This is a genomic window from Streptomyces sp. M41 (assembly GCF_043673425.1).
Classification (GTDB): domain Bacteria; phylum Actinomycetota; class Actinomycetes; order Streptomycetales; family Streptomycetaceae; genus Streptomyces.
The window spans coordinates 1-22,054 of sequence record NZ_JBIMKE010000052.1; the positions used below are offsets into that span (position 1 = coordinate 1).

The window sequence follows — 22,054 nt, forward strand, 5'->3', positions numbered from 1 at the left end:
CACGGCGCCGCCGTCGGCCACGACCTGCCCCCGGGCACGCCCCCGCCCCCGCAGTCACCGCCACCGGCGGCTTCGGTCCCGCCGCCCGTCGCGCCGGTGCCGCCGCCCGCGAGCGGCCCCGGCACAGCGCCCGGATCCCCGTTCTCCGCGGGGCACGACTCCCCGGCGTCCGGCTTCCCCGGCGCACCGGGCGACCAGGACACTCCGGCCGGCCCTCAGTCGTCGCCCGCCTCCGGCGTGCGGTTCGACCGCCCGGCCGAGCCGGAGGAGTACGCCCTCCAGGCACCCGACCCGCGTGTGGCCGATCTGCCGAACCCGCGGGAGAGCGCCAAGGTGTGCGTGGCCTGCCGTGCGGGCCGGGTCGACCACGACGGGTACTGCGAGAACTGCGGGCACGCCCAGCCGCGCGAACGCGACCACATGGAGCAGGACGCCGGCCCGGTCGCCGCCGTCAGCGACCGCGGTCTGCGCCATCACCGCAACGAGGATGCGTTCGCCGTGGGCTGCACCGCGCTGCCCGACGGCCGGCCCGCCACGATGGCGATCGTCTGCGACGGCGTGTCCTCGGCGACCCGGCCCGACGACGCCTCGATGGCCGCCTCCCGGGCCGCGAGCGAGTCGCTGCTGGCCGCCCTGCCGCGCGGCACCCACCCGCAGCAGGCCATGCACGACGCGATCGTCGCCGCCGCGAACGCGGTCAACGCGCTGGCCGACGAGCCCGCGACGGCCCGCGAGCAGGCCCCGCACCAGAACGCCCCGGCCTGCACGATCGTCGGCTGTGTGGTGACGCCCGAGCTGCTGATCGTCGGCTGGGTCGGCGACAGCCGCGCCTACTGGGTCCCGGTGGACCGCAGCACCCGCCCGGCCCGGCTCACGGAGGACGACTCGTGGGCGGCGCAGATGGTGGCAGCCGGCCTGATGAACGAGGCCGAGGCCTACGCCGACGAGCGCGCCCACGCGATCACGGGCTGGCTCGGGGCGGACGCCTACGAACTGGAGCCGCACACCGCTTCCTTCAAGCCGGACCGCCCGGGTGTGGTCGTGGTGTGCACGGACGGGCTGTGGAACTACGCGGAGGCGGCAGACGACATGGCCGAGGTCGTGCCCCTCGACGCCGCCGCACGCCCCCTGCACAGCGCCCAGGTCCTGGTCGGTCACGCCCTCGACGGCGGGGGCCACGACAACGTAACAGTGGCCGTCCTGCCGTTCCCCGCGCCGCCGATGGGGGCAGGATCGGCCTGAGGCCACACAAAGGGGACAGGCCTCGTCGAACCGGAGGGGACCGGTCCGACCACAGCCATGGCCCCGCCACGGGCGCCTTAGGGGGATTTGAGAAGGCATGGCCAATTTCTCGAAGTCGAACGTGCCGCAGTTCTCGGTGGACGTGTACCAGAACGCGTACCTGCCGGAGGGCGGTCGCGAGGTCAACGCGATCGTCACGGTGACCGCGACCGGCGGCGGCACGGTCGGGAACGCCGTCTCGGCACCCCACCTCTACGCGCCGGGTCAGGGGCCGGCGGCGGCGATGGCGATCATGGTCGACTGCTCGGGGTCGATGGACTACCCGCCGACCAAGATCCGCAATGCCCGCGACGCCACGGCCGCCGCGATCGACACCCTTCGCGACGGGGTGCGCTTCACGGTGATCGGCGGCACGCACCTCGCCCGCGAGGTCTATCCGGGCGGCGGTCGCCTGGCCGTGGCCGACGCCACCACCCGCGAGCAGGCCAAGCAGGCCCTGCGGGGGCTCAGCGCGGGCGGCGGCACGGCCATCGGCACCTGGCTGCGCCTCGCCGACCGCCTGCTGTCCTCGGAGGACGTCGCCATCCGGCACGGCATCCTGCTGACCGACGGCCGCAACGAGCACGAGTCACCGCAGGACCTGAAGGCCGCGCTGGACGTCTGCGCCGGACGGTTCACCTGTGACGCGCGGGGCGTGGGCACCGACTGGGAAGTGAAAGAAGTCACAGCGATCGCCTCCGCACTGCTCGGCAGCGCCGACATCGTCGCCGATCCGGCCGCTCTCGCCGCCGACTTCACACAGATGATGGAGACGGCGATGGGCAAGGAGGTCGCGGACGTCGCCCTGCGGCTGTGGACACCGGTGGGCACCACCATCAAGTTTGTCAAGCAAGTCGCCCCGACGGTGGAGGAGTTGACCGACCGGCGCACCGAGGCCGGTCCGCGCGCCGGGGACTATCCGACGGGCTCGTGGGGAGACGAGTCCCGTGACTACCACGTCTGCGTCGAGGTTCCCTCCGCGAACCTCGGCCAGGAGATGCTCGCCGCCCGGGTCTCCCTGGTCGTCCCGCAACCGGACGGCACCACTCAGAACTTGGGGGCGAACGGCCTGGTACGGGCGGTATGGACCGACGACATGGTCGCCTCGACGTCGATCAACCCCCAGGTCGCCCACTACACCGGCCAGGCCGAACTGGCACAGGTCATCCAACAAGGGCTCGATCTTCGCAAAGCGGGCGATATCGATGGAGCAACGGCCAAACTGGGCCGCGCCGTTCAGCTCGCCGGCAGCTCCGGAAACGCCGATACGGCGAAACTCCTTGCGAAGGTGGTGGACGTGGTCGATGCCGCGGCAGGTACTGTGCGACTGAAGGCGAAGGTCGAGGAGGCCGACGAGATGACTCTCGAGACACGGTCGACAAAGACCGTTCGTGTAAAGAAGTGACCCAGTAACGCCCTAGCAGGACCCTGAAAAGCAGCGAGCCTGACCCCTTGGGGTCGGAGAAAATCCGGTCGACGCGACCGGAAAAGGAGAGGGGGAAGCGCCGACATGCCGACCTGCCCGAACGGACACCAGTCGGGTTCCGACGACTGGTGCGAGGTCTGCGGTCACCGCATGGCCGGTGCCGTACCGCCGCCCCCTCCCCCGCCCCCGCCCGGCGGTGGCTACGGCTTCCCGCCGCCCGGCCCCGGCGGACCTGGTGGACCCGGTGCACCCGGTGGCCCTGGTGGGCCCGGCGCCCCGAACTTCGGTCACCCCGGTGGTCATCCGCACATGGGCGGAGCGCCCGAGCCGGAGCTCTGCCCCCAGTGCCGCACGCCGCGTGAGGGCGGAGCGCCGTTCTGCGAGGAGTGCCGGTGGAACTTCCTGACCAACACGGCGACCTCCTACACGCCCGCCGCCCCGCGCCCGCCCGCGCCCGGCCCCGGCCCGGCCGGCGGCTTCCAGCAGCCGCCGGGTCCCGGCCCGTCGTACGGCGGGGGTGACTCGTACGACTACCAGAGCTCGCGCCCGTCACAGGTGAACCGCCCGGCGGAGCCGATCCCGCCGTTCGGCGCGGACCCCTCGAGGCCGGGCGGCCCTGGCGGTGCCGGTGGCCCGGGTGGGCCCGGACACCCCGGCGGCCCTGGTCCGGGCGCGCCCGGCGGCCCTGGCGGCTTCGGCCCCGGCCCCGGTGGGCCCGGCAACCCCAACCCCGGCGGCCCCGGCGGACCGCAGGGCGGCGGCCCCTCCGGCTTCGGCGGCGACCCGTCCCGGCAGATGCCGCCCCCGCCCGGCCCCACCTCGCCCGGCGGCCCCGGTGCGACCGGTGGTCTGCCGCAGGGCTTCTTCCAGCAGGGCCCGCCCGGATCCGGCGGCCCCGCGGCCCCGCCCGCGCCCGGCCCCGGTGGCCCGTCCGGGTTCCCGCAGGAACCGAACCGTCCGCAGCCGGGCGGCCCGCCGCCTTTCGGTGGCGGTGAGGACGACTGGGTGATCTCCCCGCCCTCCTCCGGCCCCGGCGGCGGACCGGGTGCGCCCGGCGGACCCGGCGGCCCGGCGCAGGGCGGCTACGGCTACCCGCAGCCCGGCGCGACTCAGGCCCCGCCACCGCCCGTCCCCGGTTTCCCGCAGCAGCCGGCGACCTGGATGGCGACCATCGGTCCGGACCGTGAGTACTTCATGGCGATGATGCAGCGTTCCGGCCCGGAGGCCGCGGGGCTCAACCTGCCCGCCTACTCGCCCGAGCAGCAGCGCACGCTCACCGGCAACCAGGTCACCATCGGCCGCCGCCGGCACTCCACCGGCGACACCCCCGACATCGACCTGTCGGTGCCGCCGGAGGACCCGGGCGTCTCGCACCAGCACGCGGTCCTGGTCCAGCAGCCGGACGGCACCTGGGCGGTAGTCGACCAGAACTCGACGAACGGCACGACGGTGAACGGCGGCGAGGAGCCCATCCAGCCGTTCGTACCGGTACCGCTGCAGGACGGCGACCAGGTGCACGTCGGAGCCTGGACGACGATCACGATCCGGCGCGGCTAGGAGTCGCGGTAGGAGTTCGCAACCAGGCCGGCAGGGAGCGGTCGTACGGCGGAGGAATGCCGTACGACCGCCCCCTCCCCGCGTCTCAGCCGGGCATCGGCCACGCGTACGGCCCCTCGGGGTCGTCCAGCCAAGCCCACTCGTGCTCGCCGCGCACCGTGATCCCGTACCGCTCCCGCGTCGGCTGCCGCTCGCGCTCCCACAGCGCGAACGCCTCCTGCGGGTCGAGGCTGCCGCGGGTGAGCGCCAGCAGGAAACGGAACAGCTCGTGGTCGCGGCCCCGGCTCGGCAGTCCGCCCAGCTGCGCCCGCTCCGCCTCGCGCCGGCTGCCGCCCCGCAACGGCACGAAGTAGGCGGGGGTGTGCAGGAAGCGTCCCTCGGCATGCTCTGCGTCCCGCACCGTGAGGGCGAGCAGACCGGTCGCGAGCGGCGTCAGGATGCGGGCGCCGGGACGGCACTGGGCGAGCCAGGCACGCGGGATCGACGGCAGGGTGCAGGTCGCGATGATCCGGTCGAAGGGGGCGCGTTCCGGCACACCGCGCGCGCCGTCGCCGGTGACGACGACGGGGTGGTACCCGGCGGCGGCCAGGTGCTGCCGGGCCGCCTCGGTGATGTCCGGCTCCAGGTCGATGGTGGTGACGAGGTCGTCGTCGCCGAGCCGGTGGGCGAGCAGGGCGGCGTTGTAGCCGGTTCCCGCGCCGATCTCCAGGACCCGGTCGCCGTCGCGCACCTCCAGCGCGGCCAGCATCATCGCCATCAGGGACGGCTGGCTGCTGGAGGAGAGCAGCTCACCGTCGCGCAGCCGGGTGGCCAGCGGGGTGTCGGCGTACGCGCCGCGCACCCAGCGTTCCCGCGCGGCCGGGTCGGGACTCAGCTCCCAGCGGCGCTCATAGCCACCGGCGACGCCGACGTAGTAGTACGGCACGAACAGATGCCGTGGCACTGCGGCGAAGGCGTCCCGCCACACGGGGTCCTCGGCCCAGGCCCCGCTCGCCTCGATCTCCCGCACCAGCGCGGCCCGCGCCGAGTCGGCCGACCCAGCAAACTCCCTGGCGGGTTCCCCAGCGCCCCCGGGCTCCCACAGGCCCCCGGCGTCCTTGGCGTTCCTCGCACCCCCGGCGTCCCTGGCATCCCCGGCGCCCCTGGAGTCCCCGGCGTCCCTGGAGTCCCCGGCGTCCCCGGCATCCCTGTCGAGATCCTGCGTGCTCATACGTCCACTGTCCTGCTGCGGCCGACACGAGGCGAGCGCCCCGCCGGACGGATCCGGAACAGGGGTGGTCCTAGGCCTTGAGTCCTGGGTCGCCCCGTCTGAGACCATGGGGGCGTACTGCATTTTCCGGGGGACGATCCCCGGGCCCCCGGCGGAGCAGACGCGGGCGGACCGGAACGAGACTGCGAGGCAGCCCACAGTGACCGAGATTCGGCGCGGCGTGACCGAGATTCGGCGCGGCACCCTTCAGGAGCAGACCTTCTACGAGCAGGTCGGCGGCGAGGAGACCTTCCGCCGCCTCGTCCGCCGTTTCTACGAGGGTGTCGCCGAGGACCCGCTGCTGCGGCCCATGTACCCGGAGGAGGACCTGGGCCCGGCCGAGGAGCGTCTGACGCTGTTCCTGGTCCAGTACTGGGGCGGCCCCACGACGTACAGCGAGAACCGCGGCCACCCGCGCCTGCGGATGCGCCATGCCCCGTTCACCGTCGACCGGGCGGCCCATGACGCCTGGCTGAAGCATATGAGGGTCGCCGTCGACGAGCTCGGCCTCTCCGAGGAGCACGAGCGGACGCTGTGGAACTACCTGACGTACGCGGCGGCGTCGATGGTGAACTCCGAGGGCTGAACTCCGAGGGCTGAGACAGGCGCGGCTTCAGCGCACGCTGACGTCCAGCGCCCCGAGCCCCGCCCGCCGTACGGCGATCGAACCGTACGGCGTGCGCAGCCGCAGCCATGCGCCCGACGACAGCAGTCCCAGGTCTCCGGGCTCGCCCGCCCCGCCCTGGCCCGGCGCCCCGCGCGGCCTCAGAAAGCCCAGTGACTGGGCGGCGTGCACGGCCCGTACCGGAAGGCGGGTCTCCCCGATCGTGCGGGACCAGATCTCCCGCCCGATCCGGTCGAGTTCGGCCCGGGTACGCCGCTCCGGCGCCAGCTCCTGCGTACGGGACCGGAACTCGGCGACCGCCGCGCCGACCGCCGTCCGCAGCTCACCCGGAGCCGGCAGCCCGGTCTCGCGCCGCCAGCCGCCGCGCGGCGGAAGCACCCCGGCCCAGGGCGGGCCGGTGACGGCGGCGGGCACGACGGCCGTGGCCGCCGCCTCGTCGACGGACTCCAGCAGCTCACCCGCGGAGACGGTCACGTCGAGCGTGACGTCGAGCCCGTTCTCGTACGGCTTCGACAGCCGTACCGCGCGGATCGCCAGCACCTCGAAGGACGGCGGCCGTCCGAAGACGGCGAGCGCGGTGCCGGCCGCCTGGAGGCGCACCGCGGCCCCACGGTCGTAGTGGAGCAGCCGGGAGAGGAAGGCCGCGAGATCCGCCGCCTCCCCGTCGTCGGCGAGGTGGAGCACCGTCATGCGGCGACGGCCTCCTCCTCGTCGTCGTCCATGTACTCCTCGAGGAACTCCCGCTCCTCCGAGGTGATCCGGCGCGGGCGCTGCGCCTCGAAGTCGAACGGCACTATCACCGTCGACGCGCGGACATAGACGAGGTCGTCGTCCTTCACCTCGTAGGTGAGGGTGAAGGACGCGGCCCTGATCTCACTGACCCACAGCTCGATGTCCACCGGGTGGTGCCGGTGGACGAGCTGCCGCTTGTAGTCGATCTCATGGCGCGCCACCACGGACCCCTGCTTGAAGTCCTTCTCCGGACGGAACAGGAAGTCGATACGGGCTTCCTCCAGGTAGCGGAGGAAGACCACGTTGTTGACGTGGCCGTACGCGTCCATGTCCGCCCAGCGCAGCGGGCAGCGGTAGATGTGCCGCAAGATCGATCAGCCCCGGGTCAGCTTCTTGTAGGTGGCGCGGTGCGGACGCGCGGCGTCCGGCCCCAGCCGCTCGATCTTGTTCTTCTCGTACGACTCGAAGTTGCCCTCGAACCAGAACCACTTGGAGTCACCCTCGTAGGCGAGGATGTGCGTGGCGACCCGGTCGAGGAACCACCGGTCGTGGGAGACGACCACGGCGCAGCCCGGGAAGTCGAGCAGCGCGTTCTCCAGCGAGGAGAGCGTCTCGACGTCGAGGTCGTTGGTCGGCTCGTCGAGGAGCAGCAGGTTGCCGCCCTGCTTGAGGGTGAGCGCGAGGTTGAGGCGGTTGCGCTCACCGCCGGAGAGCACACCGGCCGGCTTCTGCTGGTCCGGGCCCTTGAAGCCGAACGCGGAGACGTACGCCCGCGACGGCATCTCGACCTGACCCACGTTGATGTAGTCGAGCTCGTCGGAGACGACGGCCCACAGGGTCTTCTTCGGGTCGATGTTCTCGCGGCTCTGGTCGACGTAGGAGATCTTGACCGTGTCGCCGACCTTGATGCTGCCGGAGTCGGGCGTCTCCAGGCCCTGGATCATCTTGAACAGCGTGGTCTTGCCGGCGCCGTTCGGGCCGATGACGCCGACGATGCCGTTGCGGGGCAGCGTGAAGGAGAGATCGTCGATCAGCACCTTCTCGCCGAAGGCCTTGTTGAGGTTGTTGACCTCGACGACGATGTTGCCGAGCCTCGGGCCCGGCGGGATCTGGATCTCCTCGAAGTCCAGCTTCCGCATCTTCTCGGCCTCGGCGGCCATTTCCTCGTACCGCGCGAGACGGGCCTTGGACTTGGCCTGCCGCCCCTTGGCGTTGGAACGGACCCACTCGAGCTCTTCCTTGAGCCGCTTCGCCCGCTTGGCGTCCTTCTGGCCCTCGACCTTGAGACGGGTCTGCTTGGTCTCCAGGTACGTCGAGTAGTTGCCCTCGTACGGGTACGCCCGCCCGCGGTCGAGCTCGAGGATCCACTCGGCGACGTTGTCGAGGAAGTACCGGTCGTGGGTGATGGCCACGACGGTGCCCGCGTACTTGGCGAGGTGCTGCTCCAGCCAGTTCACGGACTCGGCGTCGAGGTGGTTGGTCGGCTCGTCGAGGAGCAGCAGGTCAGGGGCTTCCAGCAGCAGCTTGCACAGCGCGACGCGGCGCTTCTCACCGCCGGAGAGGTTGACGACGGGCCAGTCGCCGGGCGGGCAGCCGAGCGCGTCCATGGCCTGCTCGAGCTGGGCGTCGAGGTCCCAGGCATTGGAGTGGTCGAGGTCCTCCTGGAGCTTGCCCATCTCCTCGAGCAGCGCGTCGGAGTAGTCGGTCGCCATCAGCTCGGCGATCTCGTTGAACCGGTCGAGCTTGCCCTTGACCTCGGCGACACCCTCCTGCACGTTCTCCAGGACGGTCTTGTCGTCGTTCAGCTTGGGCTCCTGCATCAGGATCCCGACGCTGTACCCGGGCGACAGGAACGCATCCCCGTTCGAGGGCTGCTCGAGCCCCGCCATGATCTTCAGAACGGTCGACTTACCGGCACCGTTCGGGCCGACGACGCCGATCTTCGCTCCGGGGAGGAAGTTCAGGGTGACGTCGTCGAGGATCACCTTGTCGCCGTGCGCCTTGCGCGCCTTGCGCATGGTGTAAATGAACTCAGCCAAGAGAAACCGTCCGGCAGCTTGAAATCAGGCAGTGGGCAGATACACCCCATCTTGCCGTACCGCCACCCCTGGGTGGAAACGCGTATGGCCGGGCCACTCTGACCTGGGGTTTCTTCCATTACTGCGGCATGCTTTCGGTCGCCGATCCCTGGGCCGGCGCCCGGCTGCGACTGCCTCGGGCGCGCCGCCGGTCGCACGGGGTTCGGCCATGCCCGCCCGGGGTGGGGTTCGGCCATGCCCGTCGCGGGGCCCGGTCACATCACTCCGCCGGGCCCGGCCGCACCGCGCTCAGTCCCGGGCCGACGCTTCCCTCTTGCGGACGACGACGAGAAAGGCGCCGCCGAGCAGGACGAGGCCGATGGCGATGCCCGCGATCAGGGGCGTCATGGTGGAGCCACCGGTCGCGGCGAGGTTGGTGTCGTCGGAGGCGCTGCCCACCGTGGCGGGGGTGGGCTCGCTCAGGGTGTGGGTGACGGCGCCCGCCTCATCGGCCTCGGTCACCTGCGTCTTGCAGTCCAGCACCCCGGTGAACCGCTTCTCGAAGCCACCCGGCCCCTGGATGGTGAAGTCGTACGCCTGGTCCTCCTGGAGCGGCACCGTCACCGTCCGCGACTCGCCCGCCCCGATGGTGTACTCGGCGCCGAGCAGTTCGAAGGTGAACGGCTCGTCCCCCTCATTGGCCGCGGTGATGTCGACGCCGTTCTCGGCGCAGTTCTCCGCCGCGGACAGGGCGGGTATCGCACCGGTCCTCGCCCAGGTCGCGCTCGCCGTGGCAGACACGGTCGACTCGCTGGAGCCCGCCAGGATCTGCGTCTGGCTGCGGCTCTCGGCGGCGAAGGCGCGTCCCACCGGAACGGTCGTCGAGGCCTGCACGGTCAGCTCGGCCTGGCCGGCCGCGGCCTTCTCGGGCACTTCGAAGTACACCTGGCTGCCGTCCGCCGCGGAGGTGACGGTCTTGCCGTCCTTGTCCACGATCCGCACACCGCTCGTGGCCGCGTCCGCGGGCGGCGTCACCGTCACGCTGTCCGCGTCGGTGTGCACGGTCACCGGACCGAGCCGCTCACCGGGGTGACCGGAGACAGCCGGCGGGTCGAGGGTCAGGGAGGCCCGGGGCTCCCCTGTGTCCCGCGCCTTCTTCTCGAGGTGATCCGCCAGTTGCTCCGCCTGCGGGTCGAGGGCGTCGACCTTCACGCCGTCCGAGTAGCGCCAGATCGCCACCTGGGTGCCGGCCGCCGCGTCCTGCTCGCTGAGCCCGCCCTTGACGCCCGCCTCGGCGGCGAGCGCCGCAAGGTCGTTCACCTGCGGGTAGGAGTTCTGGAGGATCCAGCGGATCTTGCCCGCGTTCTTGTTGGTGCCCAGCGAGGTGCCGCTCCACGGCGTCTCGTGGTACTTCGCGTCCCGCTGTGTCGGGGTGTGGATGTCGACGCAGTACGTCTGGAGGATGCCACCGCCGTCGACGGACATCTCGAACAGGCCCGCCGAGATCTCCTGGTCCCCGGAGTCGGCGTGGACGACCGCGGCGCCGTAGGTCTTGAGGCCACCTATGGTGGCGGTCGCCCCGCCCTGACTCTGCGCTCTCGCGTCGGCCGCGGCCGTGCCGGCACCGGCCACCACCGAGGCGGCGACGAGCCCGGACACAAGGGCCGAGGCGGCGATACGGACCGCTCCTCGCCCACGCACCGACAGCGCTGAGAACGCAGCAAACACAGAATTCCCCTTCGAGCAGGACCCGTTGACGTGGGGGGTACGGTCCCACCAGCAGAATCAGATGGCCCGAGAGCTATCCCCGGCATCCTAGGGACGAGGCGCACCACGCTTCCCTGTGATCCCGTCGGAGGGCTGATCCGACTCGGAATCGTTATCGCCGGGACCCGCCGCGAGCAGGGCTTATCGACAAATCCACCGGGGTCGTTCGGCGCGCATTCGTCGATAAGCCGCAGTTCGGTCAGCGCCCTCGCGTGACTGACGTCACGTCACCGCGACTGGCTCCGGGGTCTGTTGGGCATCGCTGTCCGCAGGTGGCGTCTCCCAGTTGGGCTCGGGCTGATGCGGGGCGCCGACGGCACCCGTCTCCGGCCTGGGTGTGCGCCTGAAGGCCGATGTGCCGCGCGCGAGGTCGTGCCCGATCGCCACCGCGTCGATGTCGGCCGACGTCCAGCTCTGCCCCTCACGCACGTCCGAGCGGACCTTCAGCCTGCCCTGCACCACCACGGGATCACCGACGTTCAGCGAACCGGCCGCGTTCGTGGCCAGCTGCCGATTGGCCCACACCGTGAAGAAGTTGGTGTGCCCGTCGGTCCACTCGTTCTTCCCGCGGTCCAGGTACCGCGAGGTCACCGCAAGCCGGAACCGTGCGGACGGTCCTGTCGCGAGTTCCCGGTACACCGGCTGGGTCGCCACATTGCCCACCGCGCAGATGGTCGTCTCGTTCATCTCGAACCCCTCCCTGGCCCGGCCGTTCCACGCCGGGCGGATACGCGCACGGGCCCGTCCCGTACGGCTGCGTCCGTCACCGCGATCGACCGCGTCCGTCGCGATCGCCGCGAAGCCAGACTGCCTCCGTCGGGCCGAGCCCGCTGAGCCCTGTGGATCAACGCGTATCTGTGGATATCTCGGCCACCCGAACGGGTCACGAGCAGCCGGCCACCGCCACCGACCGCGCAATCCCGCCACCCCTCCCCGGCCGAACAGCGCCCGCCCGGCCGGGGAAAACGCCCGCCCGGCCGAAGAAGCGCCCTCCCCCGGCCGAGGAAGCGCTCCCCGCCGAAGATGCACCCCGGCACCCCAGCACCCCGGTCGGCGAAGCACACCCACCTCCGGCCTCGCGGCAGCGCGCCGCTGCCCGGATCACCGCATCACCTCACGCCACCCCCCACCCCCATGACCCTCCCGTACTGCTCCCGAACCTCCCGGTAGCGCAGCAACTCTGCCGCCACCGGGTCCAGCACCCGGGCCCGTCCGCACCCGGCCGCCGCCTCCCGCAGGCGCCGTTCCGCCTCCAGGCCGTACCGTCGCGCCGGCCCGCGTGCCGCGATCCGGCACCCCCACTCCACGAGCGGGCCGCCCACGATGCCGGCCACCATCAGCAGCACCGGCACTCCCAGGTTGGGCGCCATGATCCCGATGATCTGCGCCACCAGCCACAGGCCACCGACGACCTGAAGGATCGTCATGGCCGCCTGCACCAGCACGGCCGCCGGCCACCACCCGGGCCGCGGCGGACGCCCGGGTGGCAGTCCGGCCCGCGCCGCGAGATCGTCCAGCGCCTCCGGCAGCCCCTGCGCTCCCCGTACGGCCGCTTCCCGCACCGCCTGGGCCCAGGGCCCCGGCAGCCCGGACGACGCCTTCTCGGCGACCGTGCGCACCGCCTGCTCGACGCGCTGTCGCGCGGTGGCCTCCTCGTCCGTCTGGGAGCGCGGGGACAGACGCCCCGTCGGGGGCTCGCCCCGGTCCTGCCACCAGCGCCACAGCCTCAGCCACGGCGTCCCGCACGCGCGGTTGGCGTTGCGCAGCCAAGCCCGTTCGGCGGCCTCCCCGGCGGCGGTGGCGCCGATCGCGTCCGCGAGCCGGGCGGAGAACTCGTCCCGCGCCTCCTCACTGAGCCCCGTCCGCCGGTGCGCGGCGTACACCGGCCGCAGCCGCCATCCCGCGGCGTCCATGTCGGCCGCGATCCGGCGCGCCGCGGCCCCACGCTCCGCCACGAACTGGCCGAGCGCCTCGCGCAGATCACCCACACCGTCCCCGGTGAGCGCGGACAACGCGAGCACCATAGCGCCCGGTTCACCATGCTCGCCCAGCGCGATGCCGTCCTCGTCCAGCAGCCGCCGCAGATCGTCGAGAACCTGGTCGGTGGCCTCGCCGGGCAGCCGGTCGACCTGGTTGAGGACGATGAACATGATCTCCGCGTGCCCCGCCATCGGCCGCAGATAGCGCTCATGCAGCACGGCGTCGGCGTACTTCTCCGGGTCGACGACCCAGATGACCGCATCGACGAGCGCCAGGACCCGGTCGACCTGCTCGCGGTGCGCGACGGCCGCCGAGTCGTGGTCGGGAAGGTCGACCAGGACGAGTCCGCGCAGTTGCCCGTCCGCCGCCGCGCTCTGCGCCGGGCGGCGTCGCAGCCGGGGCGGGATGCCGAGCCGGTCGATGAGGCCGGCCGCGCCGTCGCTCCAACTGCACGCGAGGGGCGAGGCGGTCGTCGGCCGTCGTACGCCCGTCTCCGAGATGGTCACTCCGGCCAGGGCGTTGAACAGCTGCGACTTGCCGCTGCCCGTGGCGCCGGCGATGGCGACGACGGTGTGCTGCCCCGAGAGCCTGCGTCGCGCCGCCGCCTCGTCGAGCACCCGGCCCGCCTCGGCGAGCGTCTTGCCGTCGAGCCGCGCGCGCGAGAGCCCGACCAGCTCGCGCAGCGCGTCGAGCCGGGAGCGCAGCGGCCCGTCGTAGGCGAGCGGCATCACCAGTGGTCCACCGGAGGCCCGGGGTTCCACGACGGCGGGCTGCTCCGCGGCGGGCGTGTCACTGACCCGCCGAGCGATCAGCCCGTCGTCCCAGGCGGCCCCGGATTCCGCACCGGACGAGGAGTCCGCACGCGGAGAGGATTCCGCGCGGGACGCCGACTCCGCCCGAATCGGGGAGGGAGAAGGTGCCGGAGCCGACGGAGCCGACGGAGCCGGAGAAGAGGACGCCTTCCGAAAGGGTGTCGCGATACGAGACCGGGACTCCACCCGGGACGACGACTCCTTGCGCGAGCTACGGGAGTCAGCCTCCTTGCGTGCGGGCACCCCTTTGCCGGGCGAGGACTCCGCGGCGGACGAAGCCTCCGTACGAGACGAGGCCCTGGCACGCGTACGGGGCGACGACTGCGTACCGGGCGGGGTCTCCGTACGAGAGGCCGATGACGTACGACGCGCGGTGCCACCCCCATCGGGGCCGCTGGGGTAGGAGGGACGTACGCGCGCGTGGGCGGCGCCGCCTTCTTTCGCATCCACGCGCGCGTGGGCGTCCCTACGGTCGTCCTCGCCGCCCGAGTCACTCGTGTCACCCGATTTGCTCGAGCCACTCGACCCGCTCGAGTCATCCGATGCGTCCACAGTCACCCGAGTGGCGTCGTCTTCGAGGCCCGGCTTCACGTCCGCGCTCGCGCCGGTGGCACCCTCACGGTCCTCCACGCGCGCGTGCTCGTCGTCGCTCGTCGGGTCCTCCTGCTTCCCGCGTTTCGTCCAGAGCACGCGCTGGTACGGCCCTTCGGTCGGGGCGGTCGCGGAGTCCGCGTTCTCGCCGGGCTGTCCGGCCGCGCGGTCCGGTTCGGCTGTGCGGCCGTCTTCGGGGGCGGCATCCGCAGAAGTGGGCTCCATGGGGGCGTTCTCGCGCTCCGCGTAGTCGGTGGTGGCGCTGTCCTTCGGGCGGTCGACGTGTTCCGTCTGGTCCTGTTCCGTTTGGTCGTGGTCAGTGACGGCAGTCACCGGTCACCTCTCCTTCAGCAGTACGGACAGCGCGGCGATGAGTTCGGCCTGGGGCTCCGCATGGACTTCCAGCGCGTCCAGCGGCGCGAGTCGACGCTCGCGCTCGTTGTGCATCACCCGGTCCAGGTGCTCGGCGAGCAGCCGCCCGGCCCGGTCACGCAGCCGCAGCGCCCCGTGCGCCCCGATCCGTTCGGCGAGCCCCTCCCCCGCGGACCGCGCCCGTCGGGCCCCCAGCAGGGCCGTGGCGACGAGGGCGGCGACGACTTCGGGGTCGGGGACGACACCGCTGCGCTCGACGTCGCTGACCTCGTCCTCGGCGTACTCCTCCAACTCGCGCCGCCAGCGCCGTACGGCCATTCCGATGCGGTGTTCGACGTTCGCCGACCTGGTGTCACGGCCCATCAGCTCGGGCGCGTCGGCGGCCGGTTCGCGCCGCCAGGCGTCATCGACCCGCTCGTCGGCGGCGGTGACGGCGCACAGCAGCAGGGTGGTCAGGCTCTCCACCAGCGAGTCGAGGAGTTCCCCGGCGGAGCAGTCCAGCGGAAAGGCACGCCAGCGCTTGAGGGCGTCGCCCGCGAGCACGGCTCCGGACTGGAGCCGGGCACGCACGCGCGCGTACTCGCTGTCGTACGCCGATTCGACGGCGGCGGTGAGTCGCAGCGCCGCCGCGTACTGGGCGGCGGCGGCACCGGCGAGCTCGGGCATGCGGGACTTGAGGGAATCGAGCAGTCCGTAGGCCGTACGGGCCATGGCGTGTTGCCGTGCCGACGGGTCCTGGGCGTGTTGCACGAGCCAGTTGCGCAGCTGCGCCACCGCCGTCGCCGGCAGCAGCCCGCCGCCCCAGGCGGACTCGGGCAGTTCGGGCACGGTGAAGCGGGGTACGTCGCCGAGGCCGGCCTTGGTGAGGAGGGCCCCGTACTGCCGTGACACCTCGGAGACGACCTGGTGGGGAACCCTGTCCAGGACGGTCACCAGGGTTGCGTCGTACTCCTTGGCGGTGCGCAGAAGGTGCCAGGGGACGGCGTCGGCGTACCGGGCGGCCGTCGTGACCATGACCCAGATGTCGGCCGCGCAGATCAGTTCGGCGGCGAGGGCGCGATTGTCGCCGAGCAGGGAGTCGATGTCGGGCGCGTCGAGGAGAGCGAGCCCGGGGGGCAGCGTGTCGGCGGTCTCGAGCCGCAGCACGCGCGCGGAGTCGTCGTCGGGCAGCATCAACTCCTCGGCCGGATCGTGGTCGGGCACCCATACGCGCGTCAGGTCGGGCAGTACGCGCATCCCGCTGAACCAGTGATGGTCCTCCGGATGGCACACCAGCACCGGGGTCCGCGTCGTCGGCCGCAGTACGCCCGCCTCGGTCACGCGTCTGCCCACGAGGGAGTTGACGAGCGTCGACTTGCCGGCGCCGGTGGATCCGCCCACCACCGCGAGCAAGGGCGCTTCGGGCTCCTTCAAGCGGGGCACCAAATAGTCGTCGAGCTGCGCGAGCAGTTCGTCGCGGTTGGCACGCGCGCGTGGGGCCCCCGCCAGGGGCAGCGGGAAGCGTGCGGCGGCGACACGGTCGCGCAGGGCGGAGAGTGCGTCGAGCAGCTGAGGCCGTACGTCCAAGGTCACCACATGCGAAGAATGCCCAATTTTAGGGGAATTCTGAAGCATATGAGCATGTCTGCGCGCCGATGGAACACAAGGGACGGAAGGGGTGACTGGGACACGGGCACAGTCCAGGCATAACGAGTGCACAACACCCGGTACGCAGGAGGCCAAAATCGGTGCACGATTCGTACCTGCCTGCGATTATCAGGACCGCTTCACCGAACCTCCACATCGAGCCACGGAGGCGAAGCAACAGGGACATGGACACGGGAGCCCTATCCTTGTCCCCGGCAACGTCACGGATCAGCCCACACCCGGGCACCACGAACGAGGCCACCACACCGGCCCCCGTAGCTCAGTGGATAGAGCAGGCGCCTTCTAAGCGCTTGGCCGCAGGTTCGAGTCCTGCCGGGGGCGCCCAGTCTCCGCCCTCCTTCGGGAGGGCGTTTTTGCTGTTCAGAGCGGGTATCGCGCTACATGACGAAGCCCCAGACGCTCCCCTAGCGATCAAGGGAAGAATCCGGGGCTGTCCGGCTGTCACCGGGTTTCTGCGGGTCGCCGTGTCGAATACGTGTCGACGTTCTTGGGCGAAGATCAACCAGCGTCGGGCAGCTCGGGGAGGTCTCCGGCAGCCTCAAGGCGCTTCTTCAGGTCCGAGAGTTGCCCGTCGACGCACCGGGCGTAGGTGGCGAGGAGCACCGGCACGCTGTTCCCAGCCCATTCCGCTACCTGCGCGGGCGGAATCCCATCGTTGAGCCACTTGGTCAGGCGAGTGTGCCGGATGTCGTAGACACGCTTCCCGGTCGGCGAGTCGAAAACGTGCGGCGCCAGGACAGCGCGCCGAGCGCTGCGCCATGCCCGACGGATAACGGAGCCCGCGAGGATGCCGCCGTTCTCGCCCTGGAACAGAAGATCACCCGGCTTGAGCTCTTCGTCCTCGATGTGCTGCCGCAGGATGCGCGTCAGGGCGGGATGCCCCGGCACCGTACGCGTGTCCCCTTCGGCGCGGCCCTTTAGATCACGCTGCTCGTGGATCTCGCCCGTATCGGTCCACTGCTTCCCGACTTCCGGAGTCGCGGTGTGGATCATCAGTTCACACCAGTGGTCATCGGCGTCGATGTCGGGCAGGCTCACGTCCCGCACGCGCATGGCTACGGCCTCTTCGGGGCGTGGTCCGCAGTAGTACAGCGTGGCGAAGAAGGCATGCAGTCGCTTGCCGCCGCGGGACCGTCGACGGATCCAGTCGAGGAGCACCGCCGCCTGGTCGGAGTTCATCAAGCTGCGCTTGTCCACGGCATTGGTCGTCTTGGTGGCGGTCGTCACCTCCTTGCCCTTCGGAAGGGGGTTGGTCCGCAGGATCCGCCGCCTGATGGCGTACCTCATGACGACGTTGAGGATGCGGCGATGCCGCTTGCGGGACCAGGCCGCCGCCTGCTTGCCGTCGAGCCGGGTGTCGATGGCCTGTAGGACATCATCGACCTTCTCGGGGTCCTCCCAGGCCGAGACGGGAAGGGAGTTCCGCTCAACCCATCTGAGGATGGTCACCACGTCCCGCGGTGCTTCCGATCGGCGGTTGGCGTTGAACGCCCACTCACGCAGGGCTGTCCGCACGGCCACGGGATTGAACTGGCTGGGCTGTGCGCGGAGCAGTGCGAGAGTGGTTGCCGTGAGCGTCTTGGCGGTGTTCTTTCGACTGTTGCCGCCAAGTTGAGACCACCGGGCATCCACGTATTGAACGGCGAACTTGTACCAGCTCATTGCCGCCGACTTGGAGCGATGAGACACCGGCAGCCCAGTCACGATGACGAACGCTTCGCCCTTGCCGGCGGCTTGGATCAGTTCAGAGCGGAAGCCCTCAGCGAGCGCAATCGTGTCGAACGGCTCGCGCCAGCGCTTCCCAGCGACCACCCAGCGCACCGTGTACGTGGTCTTCCGAGCACCCTTGTACGTGAGGATCTTGTAGACCTTGACGTCATACGTCGTCTCCATCAGGCGACGTCCTCCCGGTCATCGAGCCAGTTGTCGAGGTCGGTCCGCCGGATCCTCAGGTCACCGTTCGGGAGCTTGATGCAGCGGGGTGCGCGTCGCTTGGCACGCCAGTCGTAGAACGTCGAACGCGAGACGCTCAGTTCGTCGCAGACCTCAGCAAGGGTGAGCATGGTCCGCGATCGGACGGCGGCCGTCATGTTGTGCTCCCTTCGCTGACCAGGGCGTCGCGGGCGGCTTCGCGGTTGAGTTGGAGACCGCGGGCGATCGTGGCGGCGAGGGTGGATTCGCCGGGGGTGTGGCCGTGGCCGGCGTACTGCCAGGAGGCGAGGACGAGCACGGTGTCCGGTTCGTGGCCGTCGAGGCCGAGGGCTTCGCGTTCTTGGGCGGCGCGGTAGTCGGCGCGGATCTGTCGTAAGACGCTGAGGGTGGTGGAGTAGCGGCGGGACTTGGAGCTGAAGTGGCCGCGGAAGCCGAGCATGTGTGCCCATGCGGTCAGTCGGCGGTCCGGGTAGGCCGGATTGAGGTCGAAGCAGGCTTCGATGAGGCGGCGGGGGTGGTCGGGCAGGCCGAGGAGGGCGGCGGCTTCGCGGTTGCCGATGCGCCGATCGACGGTGCCGGTGTTCTCGGCGGCTTTAGTGGCGTACTTGGCGACGTAGGAAGCCACGGCCTGTTCTGTGATCTCGGAGTCGTCGCCGAATGCCTTGATGGGGCGTACGTCGAGCTGCCGGCCCCAGCGCAGGCGCCAGCCGTGGGGGAAGCCGGCGGCTTCGCGCGCGGGGACCTCGATGGTGACGTAGGGGTGTGCGACGGTGTCATGAATGGCCTGGGTAAGTAGTTCGGTGCTCGCCCATGAGGGTGGTGCGGTGTCGGGGCCGTCGGGTCCGTCGATGCGGATCACGGCGTGGAAGTGGACGGCGCCGCGCTTTTGGAATTCCGCGACCTTGCCGTACGACAGGCGGGCGACCTCTTTGAACGCCTTTTGTGTGATGCCGACGTGGGCGGCGATCTCGCGGCGCAGCCGGTTGACGAAGCGGTGCCAGAGGTCGCCGGCGTGGTTGTTGAACAGCACTGCTCCGGCGTAGTCGTACGAAGTGGGATCGAGCGGTGTGCCGAGTGCCGGGTCGTCGTCGCGGTGGGCGTTACCGCAGCGGCAGGCGCCGTGTGTGGGCTGGTTGTGGACTGGCCCGAAGGACGGGGCGGTGAGGGTGGCGAAGACGCGGGGCCGGTTGCGGATGGTGGCGGGGATCTCGTGGCGGGTGTCGCCGACGAGTCCGGCGCGGATGAGGCGGTAGGTGTCGCCGGCGTAGGTCCAGGCGCAGGACGGGCAGCGGGAGGCGCGGCGGTTGCCGCAGGCGATGCGCAGCCGGCCGCCCGGTTCGGTGTCGGTGTTGTAGTTCCGCAGTGTCTCGCCGGTGGTCTTGTCTTTGGTGATGGACCAGCCGGTGAGGTGGATCGGGTCGGAGCAGCCGCCTGTGCGCTTGATTTGGTCCTGCCAGCGGTCGAAGCCGGGAGATGAGGCCACCCGCAGCATGTCGCCGAGGGTGGCCTCATCCAGACCGGCAGCCAGGGTGGCGGTGTCGGTCATGCAGCCACCGCCCAGTCCGAGGTGCGGAAGCGGCGGGCGGGCAGGGTTCCGGTGCCGTGGCAGCCCGAGCAGTGGGTCGTGATGGTGCGCAGGTGGCCGTGGCGGTCGCGTCCGCCGAGGGTGACCTTGACGGAGGCGAAGCCGTCGCAGTCCTGGCAGATCCGCGGGATGTTGATGGTGGCCGGGATAGTGCCGGTCATGATGGAGGTTCCTTCCGGTTCAGTGGATCGGGCAGGAACGGCGCCCGGAGCGGACGAGACTTGGCGGTTGACGCCGCTCCGGGGGCCGGTCAACGTCGCTTCGCGTCGGAGGCGAGCAGGGAGCGCAGGACGACGGCGCACACGGCGACCGAGGCTCCGGTGATGGCGACCGCGAGGAGCATGGAGACCAGCACGGCGCCGACGACGAGGACCACGGCGGTGCCGCCACCGACGAGGGCGATCACGGTGCCGGGGGTGAGCTGGACCACCGACCGGGACGGTGCCGGCGCCAGCGGGGCGGGCGGCGGGGTCTGGGCGGCCGGGACGACGGCGGTCGGTTCGACCACGGCGGGCGGGGCGGTGTGGCCGGTAGGGGTGGGCATGGTCGGGATCTTGGGGCGGAGCATCGGTCAACTCCCTTCCGGAGGTGGTTACTTGACGAACGGGTCGATGGTCGGGGCGAGCAGGCTGCCGGCGAGGATGTAGCCGCCGATGAGCAGGACGAGCACGAGCCACAGGGGCGGGCGGACGAGCTTGACGCCGACCACGGCCAGGCAGGCGATGAAGAACCACAGCGGCACGGACATGGCGTTAGCTCCCTCGGTTCTCGTACTTGCTCTTGATCCGGCAGCGGTGGCCCTTGGCCGCGACGCAGACGGCGCCGTAGCTGGAGTACTCGGCCGACCAGCCGCACTGGTCGGCGGTGCAGGAGGCGATGAAGCCCTTCTCGCCATCCCGGGTGAGGGCGCGGCCGATCTCCACGGGGCCGTACCGCACGAGGCGCTGGAAGAGGAAACCCATGGCTTCAAGTCCTTTCTAAATCAGTCGAGTTGGGCGGCAATGGCGTCCGCCATGGCGGGTGGGACGTTGAGGCGGGCGCGCAGGGTGTCGAGGTCGATCGGCGATCCGGTGCGGGCCTGGTGGTCGTCGGCGAGCCGGCGAGCGTGCGCAACGAGCGCCGGAGGGGCCTGGATAGCGGGAGCCGCAGGGGCTTCGGGCAGGGCCGGAGTCGGTTCGGCGGCGGGGATCGGCTCGGGTTCGGTGCCCGGCTCGGGGTCGCGGGTCACTGTGGCCTGCTCAGGTGCGTCCGAGGCGTGGTCGTGGTCGCCGGGTGCCGGGCGGGGTGTGGGGCTGTGGGCGAGCAGGGTGCCGCCGAGGAAGGCGAGCGCGGGCCAGCCGGCGACGCCGAGGCGGAGCAGGGCGGGCGGGTGTTCCATGTCGAGGAAGCCGGCGGTGGCGACGTTCGCGCCGAGCGAGGCGACCAGGGCGACCAGGAACCAGCACCAGGCCAGCCGGGAGGGGCCGTCCGAGCGCAGCCGGCGCCACGCGGCCACGAGCAGCAGGTCGACGGAGACCGGGTATGCCCAGGCTTTCCAGCCGGTCTGTCCAGCAGCGGCGGCGAGGTCGTGCAGGTGGGCGAAGGACAGCGCACCGGCGATCACAGCCTGTACGAGGACGGCATCCGGGCGGATCTGGCGGCTCATGGTTCTTCACCTCCTTCAAGGGGGTTGGGGCCAGGGCGGGGCGGGGATCGAGTCCAGCCGCCCAGCCCCGGCGGGGATTAGTCGGTGACGGCTTCGCCAGAACCCCAGCAGGTCAGGCAGAGGCCCGTCTGGTGGTCGTCGGTGATGCGGCCCTTGCGGTTGCCGACCTTCACGGCTTCGGTGATCTCACCGTGGCCTTCGCAGTCCGGGCACTTCGCAGGCTTCGGCGGAGCCGACTTGCGGCGGGTGGCCGGCTTCTTCGCGGCGGTCACGGCGTCCACCCCTCGCCGGGGTACTCCGGGCCGTCGGTGGGGTCGTAGCCGGGCGGGAAGGTGCCGGGCGGAGGCTCCGGCAGCGACGCGGCCAGGCACGGGCCGACGGCTTCGACGAAGTCCAGGTCGGCACCCGGGGTGTCGGCGTAGAGGGCGAGTCGACCGAGCATCGCCACGGTGAGGACGAAGTCCTCGCAGTTCGGGCACATGGCGGGTGATCTCCTTCTTCGGGCATGGCTCGGGTAGGGACCTGGCGCGAGGCGGTCGCGCCGACCGGATGGGGCAAGGTGGGATTAGGCGGCTTCGGTGAACGGTTCGACCGTCGCGGGCGCCTCGACCGGGTCGAGGTCGAGCACGGGCCGGAAGCGTGCCAGCTCCGGGATGTCCGGGGTGAGGCCGGCGTGCCTGTTGCAGGCGGTCACGGCTTCCCGCATCGACGTGTGCGGGGCGCGGATGCGGGTCCAGTCGCCGTTGGAGTGGCCGACCACGGCCATGCCGGGCCGGTCGTTGCGGATCTGCGTGGCGGCGAACACCGCGTGCGGGGACACGTCGCCGAACGCCAT

General features: G+C 71.3%; 22 protein-coding genes, 1 tRNA gene and 1 pseudogene. 5 read left to right on the forward strand and 19 right to left on the reverse strand.

Annotation, left to right across the window (positions count from 1 at the left end; all coding sequences use genetic code 11):
* The 3 genes from ACHBTE_RS35060 to ACHBTE_RS35070 form a co-directional block, all read left to right on the forward strand.
* Positions 1–1,242 (forward strand): PP2C family protein-serine/threonine phosphatase (locus ACHBTE_RS35060; RefSeq protein WP_394729693.1); only part of this gene is annotated, 1,242 nt, incomplete at its 5' end.
* A gap of 97 nt (positions 1,243–1,339) precedes the next feature.
* Entirely contained in the window at positions 1,340–2,686 is a 1,347-nt protein-coding gene (locus ACHBTE_RS35065) for a VWA domain-containing protein (RefSeq protein WP_394729695.1), read from the forward strand.
* A gap of 105 nt (positions 2,687–2,791) precedes the next feature.
* The gene (locus tag ACHBTE_RS35070) at positions 2,792–4,264 is read left to right on the forward strand and encodes an FHA domain-containing protein (protein ID WP_394729697.1); all 1,473 of its coding nucleotides are present in this window, start codon (positions 2,792–2,794) and stop codon (positions 4,262–4,264) included.
* An 85-nt stretch (positions 4,265–4,349) separates the two neighbouring features.
* On the opposite strand, the gene ACHBTE_RS35075 is transcribed toward ACHBTE_RS35070, so the two are convergent.
* The gene (locus tag ACHBTE_RS35075; protein ID WP_394729699.1) at positions 4,350–5,474 is read right to left on the reverse strand and encodes a methyltransferase domain-containing protein; all 1,125 of its coding nucleotides are present in this window, start codon (positions 5,472–5,474) and stop codon (positions 4,350–4,352) included.
* 220 nt (positions 5,475–5,694) lie between these two features.
* Between ACHBTE_RS35075 and ACHBTE_RS35080 the strand changes: the two genes are divergently transcribed.
* Complete coding sequence (locus tag ACHBTE_RS35080) at positions 5,695–6,099, forward strand: globin (RefSeq protein ID WP_394729701.1); 405 nt, start codon at positions 5,695–5,697, stop codon at positions 6,097–6,099.
* 27 nt (positions 6,100–6,126) lie between these two features.
* Here ACHBTE_RS35080 and ACHBTE_RS35085 read toward each other — a convergent pair whose 3' ends face one another.
* The 7 genes from ACHBTE_RS35085 to ACHBTE_RS35115 form a co-directional block, all read right to left on the reverse strand.
* A complete protein-coding gene (locus ACHBTE_RS35085) occupies positions 6,127–6,828 on the reverse strand; it encodes a hypothetical protein (RefSeq protein WP_394729703.1) in 702 nt (233 codons plus the stop codon).
* Entirely contained in the window at positions 6,825–7,238 is a 414-nt protein-coding gene (locus tag ACHBTE_RS35090; protein ID WP_394729705.1) for an acyl-CoA thioesterase, read from the reverse strand. The genes ACHBTE_RS35085 and ACHBTE_RS35090 overlap by 4 nt, the downstream gene beginning before the upstream one ends.
* Positions 7,239–7,244: 6 nt before the next feature.
* A complete protein-coding gene (gene ettA / locus ACHBTE_RS35095) occupies positions 7,245–8,909 on the reverse strand; it encodes an energy-dependent translational throttle protein EttA (protein ID WP_394729707.1) in 1,665 nt (554 codons plus the stop codon).
* A gap of 288 nt (positions 8,910–9,197) precedes the next feature.
* Positions 9,198–10,616: a Cys-Gln thioester bond-forming surface protein gene (locus ACHBTE_RS35100; protein ID WP_394729709.1), complete on the reverse strand. Its 1,419-nt coding sequence runs from the start codon at positions 10,614–10,616 to the stop codon at positions 9,198–9,200.
* A 261-nt stretch (positions 10,617–10,877) separates the two neighbouring features.
* A complete protein-coding gene (locus tag ACHBTE_RS35105; RefSeq protein WP_394729711.1) occupies positions 10,878–11,342 on the reverse strand; it encodes a single-stranded DNA-binding protein in 465 nt (154 codons plus the stop codon).
* Positions 11,343–11,764: 422 nt separating this feature from the next.
* A complete protein-coding gene (locus tag ACHBTE_RS35110; RefSeq protein WP_394729731.1) occupies positions 11,765–13,537 on the reverse strand; it encodes a YfjP family GTPase in 1,773 nt (590 codons plus the stop codon).
* 837 nt (positions 13,538–14,374) lie between these two features.
* On the reverse strand, positions 14,375–15,985 hold the full coding sequence (locus ACHBTE_RS35115) for a dynamin family protein (protein ID WP_394729713.1): 1,611 nt from the start codon (positions 15,983–15,985) through the stop codon (positions 14,375–14,377).
* A 320-nt stretch (positions 15,986–16,305) separates the two neighbouring features.
* Between ACHBTE_RS35115 and ACHBTE_RS35120 the strand changes: the two genes are divergently transcribed.
* A tRNA-Arg gene (locus ACHBTE_RS35120) sits at positions 16,306–16,378 on the forward strand.
* A gap of 177 nt (positions 16,379–16,555) precedes the next feature.
* Here ACHBTE_RS35120 and ACHBTE_RS35125 read toward each other — a convergent pair.
* The 11 genes and pseudogenes from ACHBTE_RS35125 to ACHBTE_RS35175 all read right to left on the reverse strand — a co-directional run.
* Entirely contained in the window at positions 16,556–17,950 is a 1,395-nt protein-coding gene (locus ACHBTE_RS35125) for a tyrosine-type recombinase/integrase (RefSeq protein ID WP_394729715.1), read from the reverse strand.
* A complete protein-coding gene (locus tag ACHBTE_RS35130) occupies positions 17,950–18,147 on the reverse strand; it encodes a helix-turn-helix transcriptional regulator (RefSeq protein ID WP_394729717.1) in 198 nt (65 codons plus the stop codon). Before ACHBTE_RS35130 ends, ACHBTE_RS35125 begins: the two co-directional genes overlap by 1 nt.
* Positions 18,144–19,535: a replication initiator protein RepSA gene (gene repSA / locus ACHBTE_RS35135; protein WP_394729719.1), complete on the reverse strand. Its 1,392-nt coding sequence runs from the start codon at positions 19,533–19,535 to the stop codon at positions 18,144–18,146. Before repSA ends, ACHBTE_RS35130 begins: the two co-directional genes overlap by 4 nt.
* Complete coding sequence (locus ACHBTE_RS35140) at positions 19,532–19,735, reverse strand: hypothetical protein (RefSeq protein ID WP_394729721.1); 204 nt, start codon at positions 19,733–19,735, stop codon at positions 19,532–19,534. The genes repSA and ACHBTE_RS35140 overlap by 4 nt, the downstream gene beginning before the upstream one ends.
* A gap of 89 nt (positions 19,736–19,824) precedes the next feature.
* Entirely contained in the window at positions 19,825–20,142 is a 318-nt protein-coding gene (locus tag ACHBTE_RS35145) for a SpdD-like protein (RefSeq protein WP_394729723.1), read from the reverse strand.
* Between the two features lie 24 nt (positions 20,143–20,166).
* Positions 20,167–20,322 carry a hypothetical protein gene (locus ACHBTE_RS35150; protein ID WP_250093016.1) on the reverse strand — a complete coding sequence of 52 codons (156 nt, stop codon included), beginning with the start codon at positions 20,320–20,322 and terminating at the stop codon, positions 20,167–20,169.
* A gap of 4 nt (positions 20,323–20,326) precedes the next feature.
* Positions 20,327–20,536 (reverse strand): mobile element transfer protein, encoded by a 210-nt coding sequence (locus ACHBTE_RS35155; protein WP_394729725.1) that lies wholly within the window; start codon positions 20,534–20,536, stop codon positions 20,327–20,329.
* A gap of 20 nt (positions 20,537–20,556) precedes the next feature.
* Entirely contained in the window at positions 20,557–21,219 is a 663-nt protein-coding gene (locus ACHBTE_RS35160; protein ID WP_394729727.1) for a DUF2637 domain-containing protein, read from the reverse strand.
* Positions 21,220–21,296: 77 nt separating this feature from the next.
* On the reverse strand, positions 21,297–21,491 hold the full coding sequence (locus tag ACHBTE_RS35165; RefSeq protein ID WP_394729729.1) for a hypothetical protein: 195 nt from the start codon (positions 21,489–21,491) through the stop codon (positions 21,297–21,299).
* On the reverse strand, positions 21,488–21,700 hold the full coding sequence (locus tag ACHBTE_RS35170; protein ID WP_383414716.1) for a hypothetical protein: 213 nt from the start codon (positions 21,698–21,700) through the stop codon (positions 21,488–21,490). The genes ACHBTE_RS35165 and ACHBTE_RS35170 overlap by 4 nt, the downstream gene beginning before the upstream one ends.
* An 84-nt stretch (positions 21,701–21,784) precedes the next feature.
* Positions 21,785–22,054 (reverse strand): annotated as a pseudogene (locus ACHBTE_RS35175) (plasmid transfer protein); the annotation flags it as partial.

Bases quoted from the DNA above. Each gene is read 5' to 3' on its own strand.
- ACHBTE_RS35065 (WP_394729695.1), top strand. From the start codon at position 1,340: ATGGCCAATTTCTCGAAGTCGAACGTGCCGCAGTTCTCGGTGGACGTG.
- ACHBTE_RS35070 (WP_394729697.1), top strand. From the start codon at position 2,792: ATGCCGACCTGCCCGAACGGACACCAGTCGGGTTCCGACGACTGGTGC.
- ACHBTE_RS35075 (WP_394729699.1), bottom strand. From the start codon at position 5,474: ATGAGCACGCAGGATCTCGACAGGGATGCCGGGGACGCCGGGGACTCC.
- ACHBTE_RS35085 (WP_394729703.1), bottom strand. From the start codon at position 6,828: ATGACGGTGCTCCACCTCGCCGACGACGGGGAGGCGGCGGATCTCGCG.
- ACHBTE_RS35105 (WP_394729711.1), bottom strand. From the start codon at position 11,342: ATGAACGAGACGACCATCTGCGCGGTGGGCAATGTGGCGACCCAGCCG.
- ACHBTE_RS35125 (WP_394729715.1), bottom strand. From the start codon at position 17,950: ATGGAGACGACGTATGACGTCAAGGTCTACAAGATCCTCACGTACAAG.
- ACHBTE_RS35130 (WP_394729717.1), bottom strand. From the start codon at position 18,147: ATGACGGCCGCCGTCCGATCGCGGACCATGCTCACCCTTGCTGAGGTC.
- repSA (WP_394729719.1), bottom strand. From the start codon at position 19,535: ATGACCGACACCGCCACCCTGGCTGCCGGTCTGGATGAGGCCACCCTC.
- ACHBTE_RS35140 (WP_394729721.1), bottom strand. From the start codon at position 19,735: ATGACCGGCACTATCCCGGCCACCATCAACATCCCGCGGATCTGCCAG.
- ACHBTE_RS35145 (WP_394729723.1), bottom strand. From the start codon at position 20,142: ATGCTCCGCCCCAAGATCCCGACCATGCCCACCCCTACCGGCCACACC.
- ACHBTE_RS35150 (WP_250093016.1), bottom strand. From the start codon at position 20,322: ATGTCCGTGCCGCTGTGGTTCTTCATCGCCTGCCTGGCCGTGGTCGGC.
- ACHBTE_RS35155 (WP_394729725.1), bottom strand. From the start codon at position 20,536: ATGGGTTTCCTCTTCCAGCGCCTCGTGCGGTACGGCCCCGTGGAGATC.
- ACHBTE_RS35160 (WP_394729727.1), bottom strand. From the start codon at position 21,219: ATGAGCCGCCAGATCCGCCCGGATGCCGTCCTCGTACAGGCTGTGATC.
- ACHBTE_RS35170 (WP_383414716.1), bottom strand. From the start codon at position 21,700: ATGTGCCCGAACTGCGAGGACTTCGTCCTCACCGTGGCGATGCTCGGT.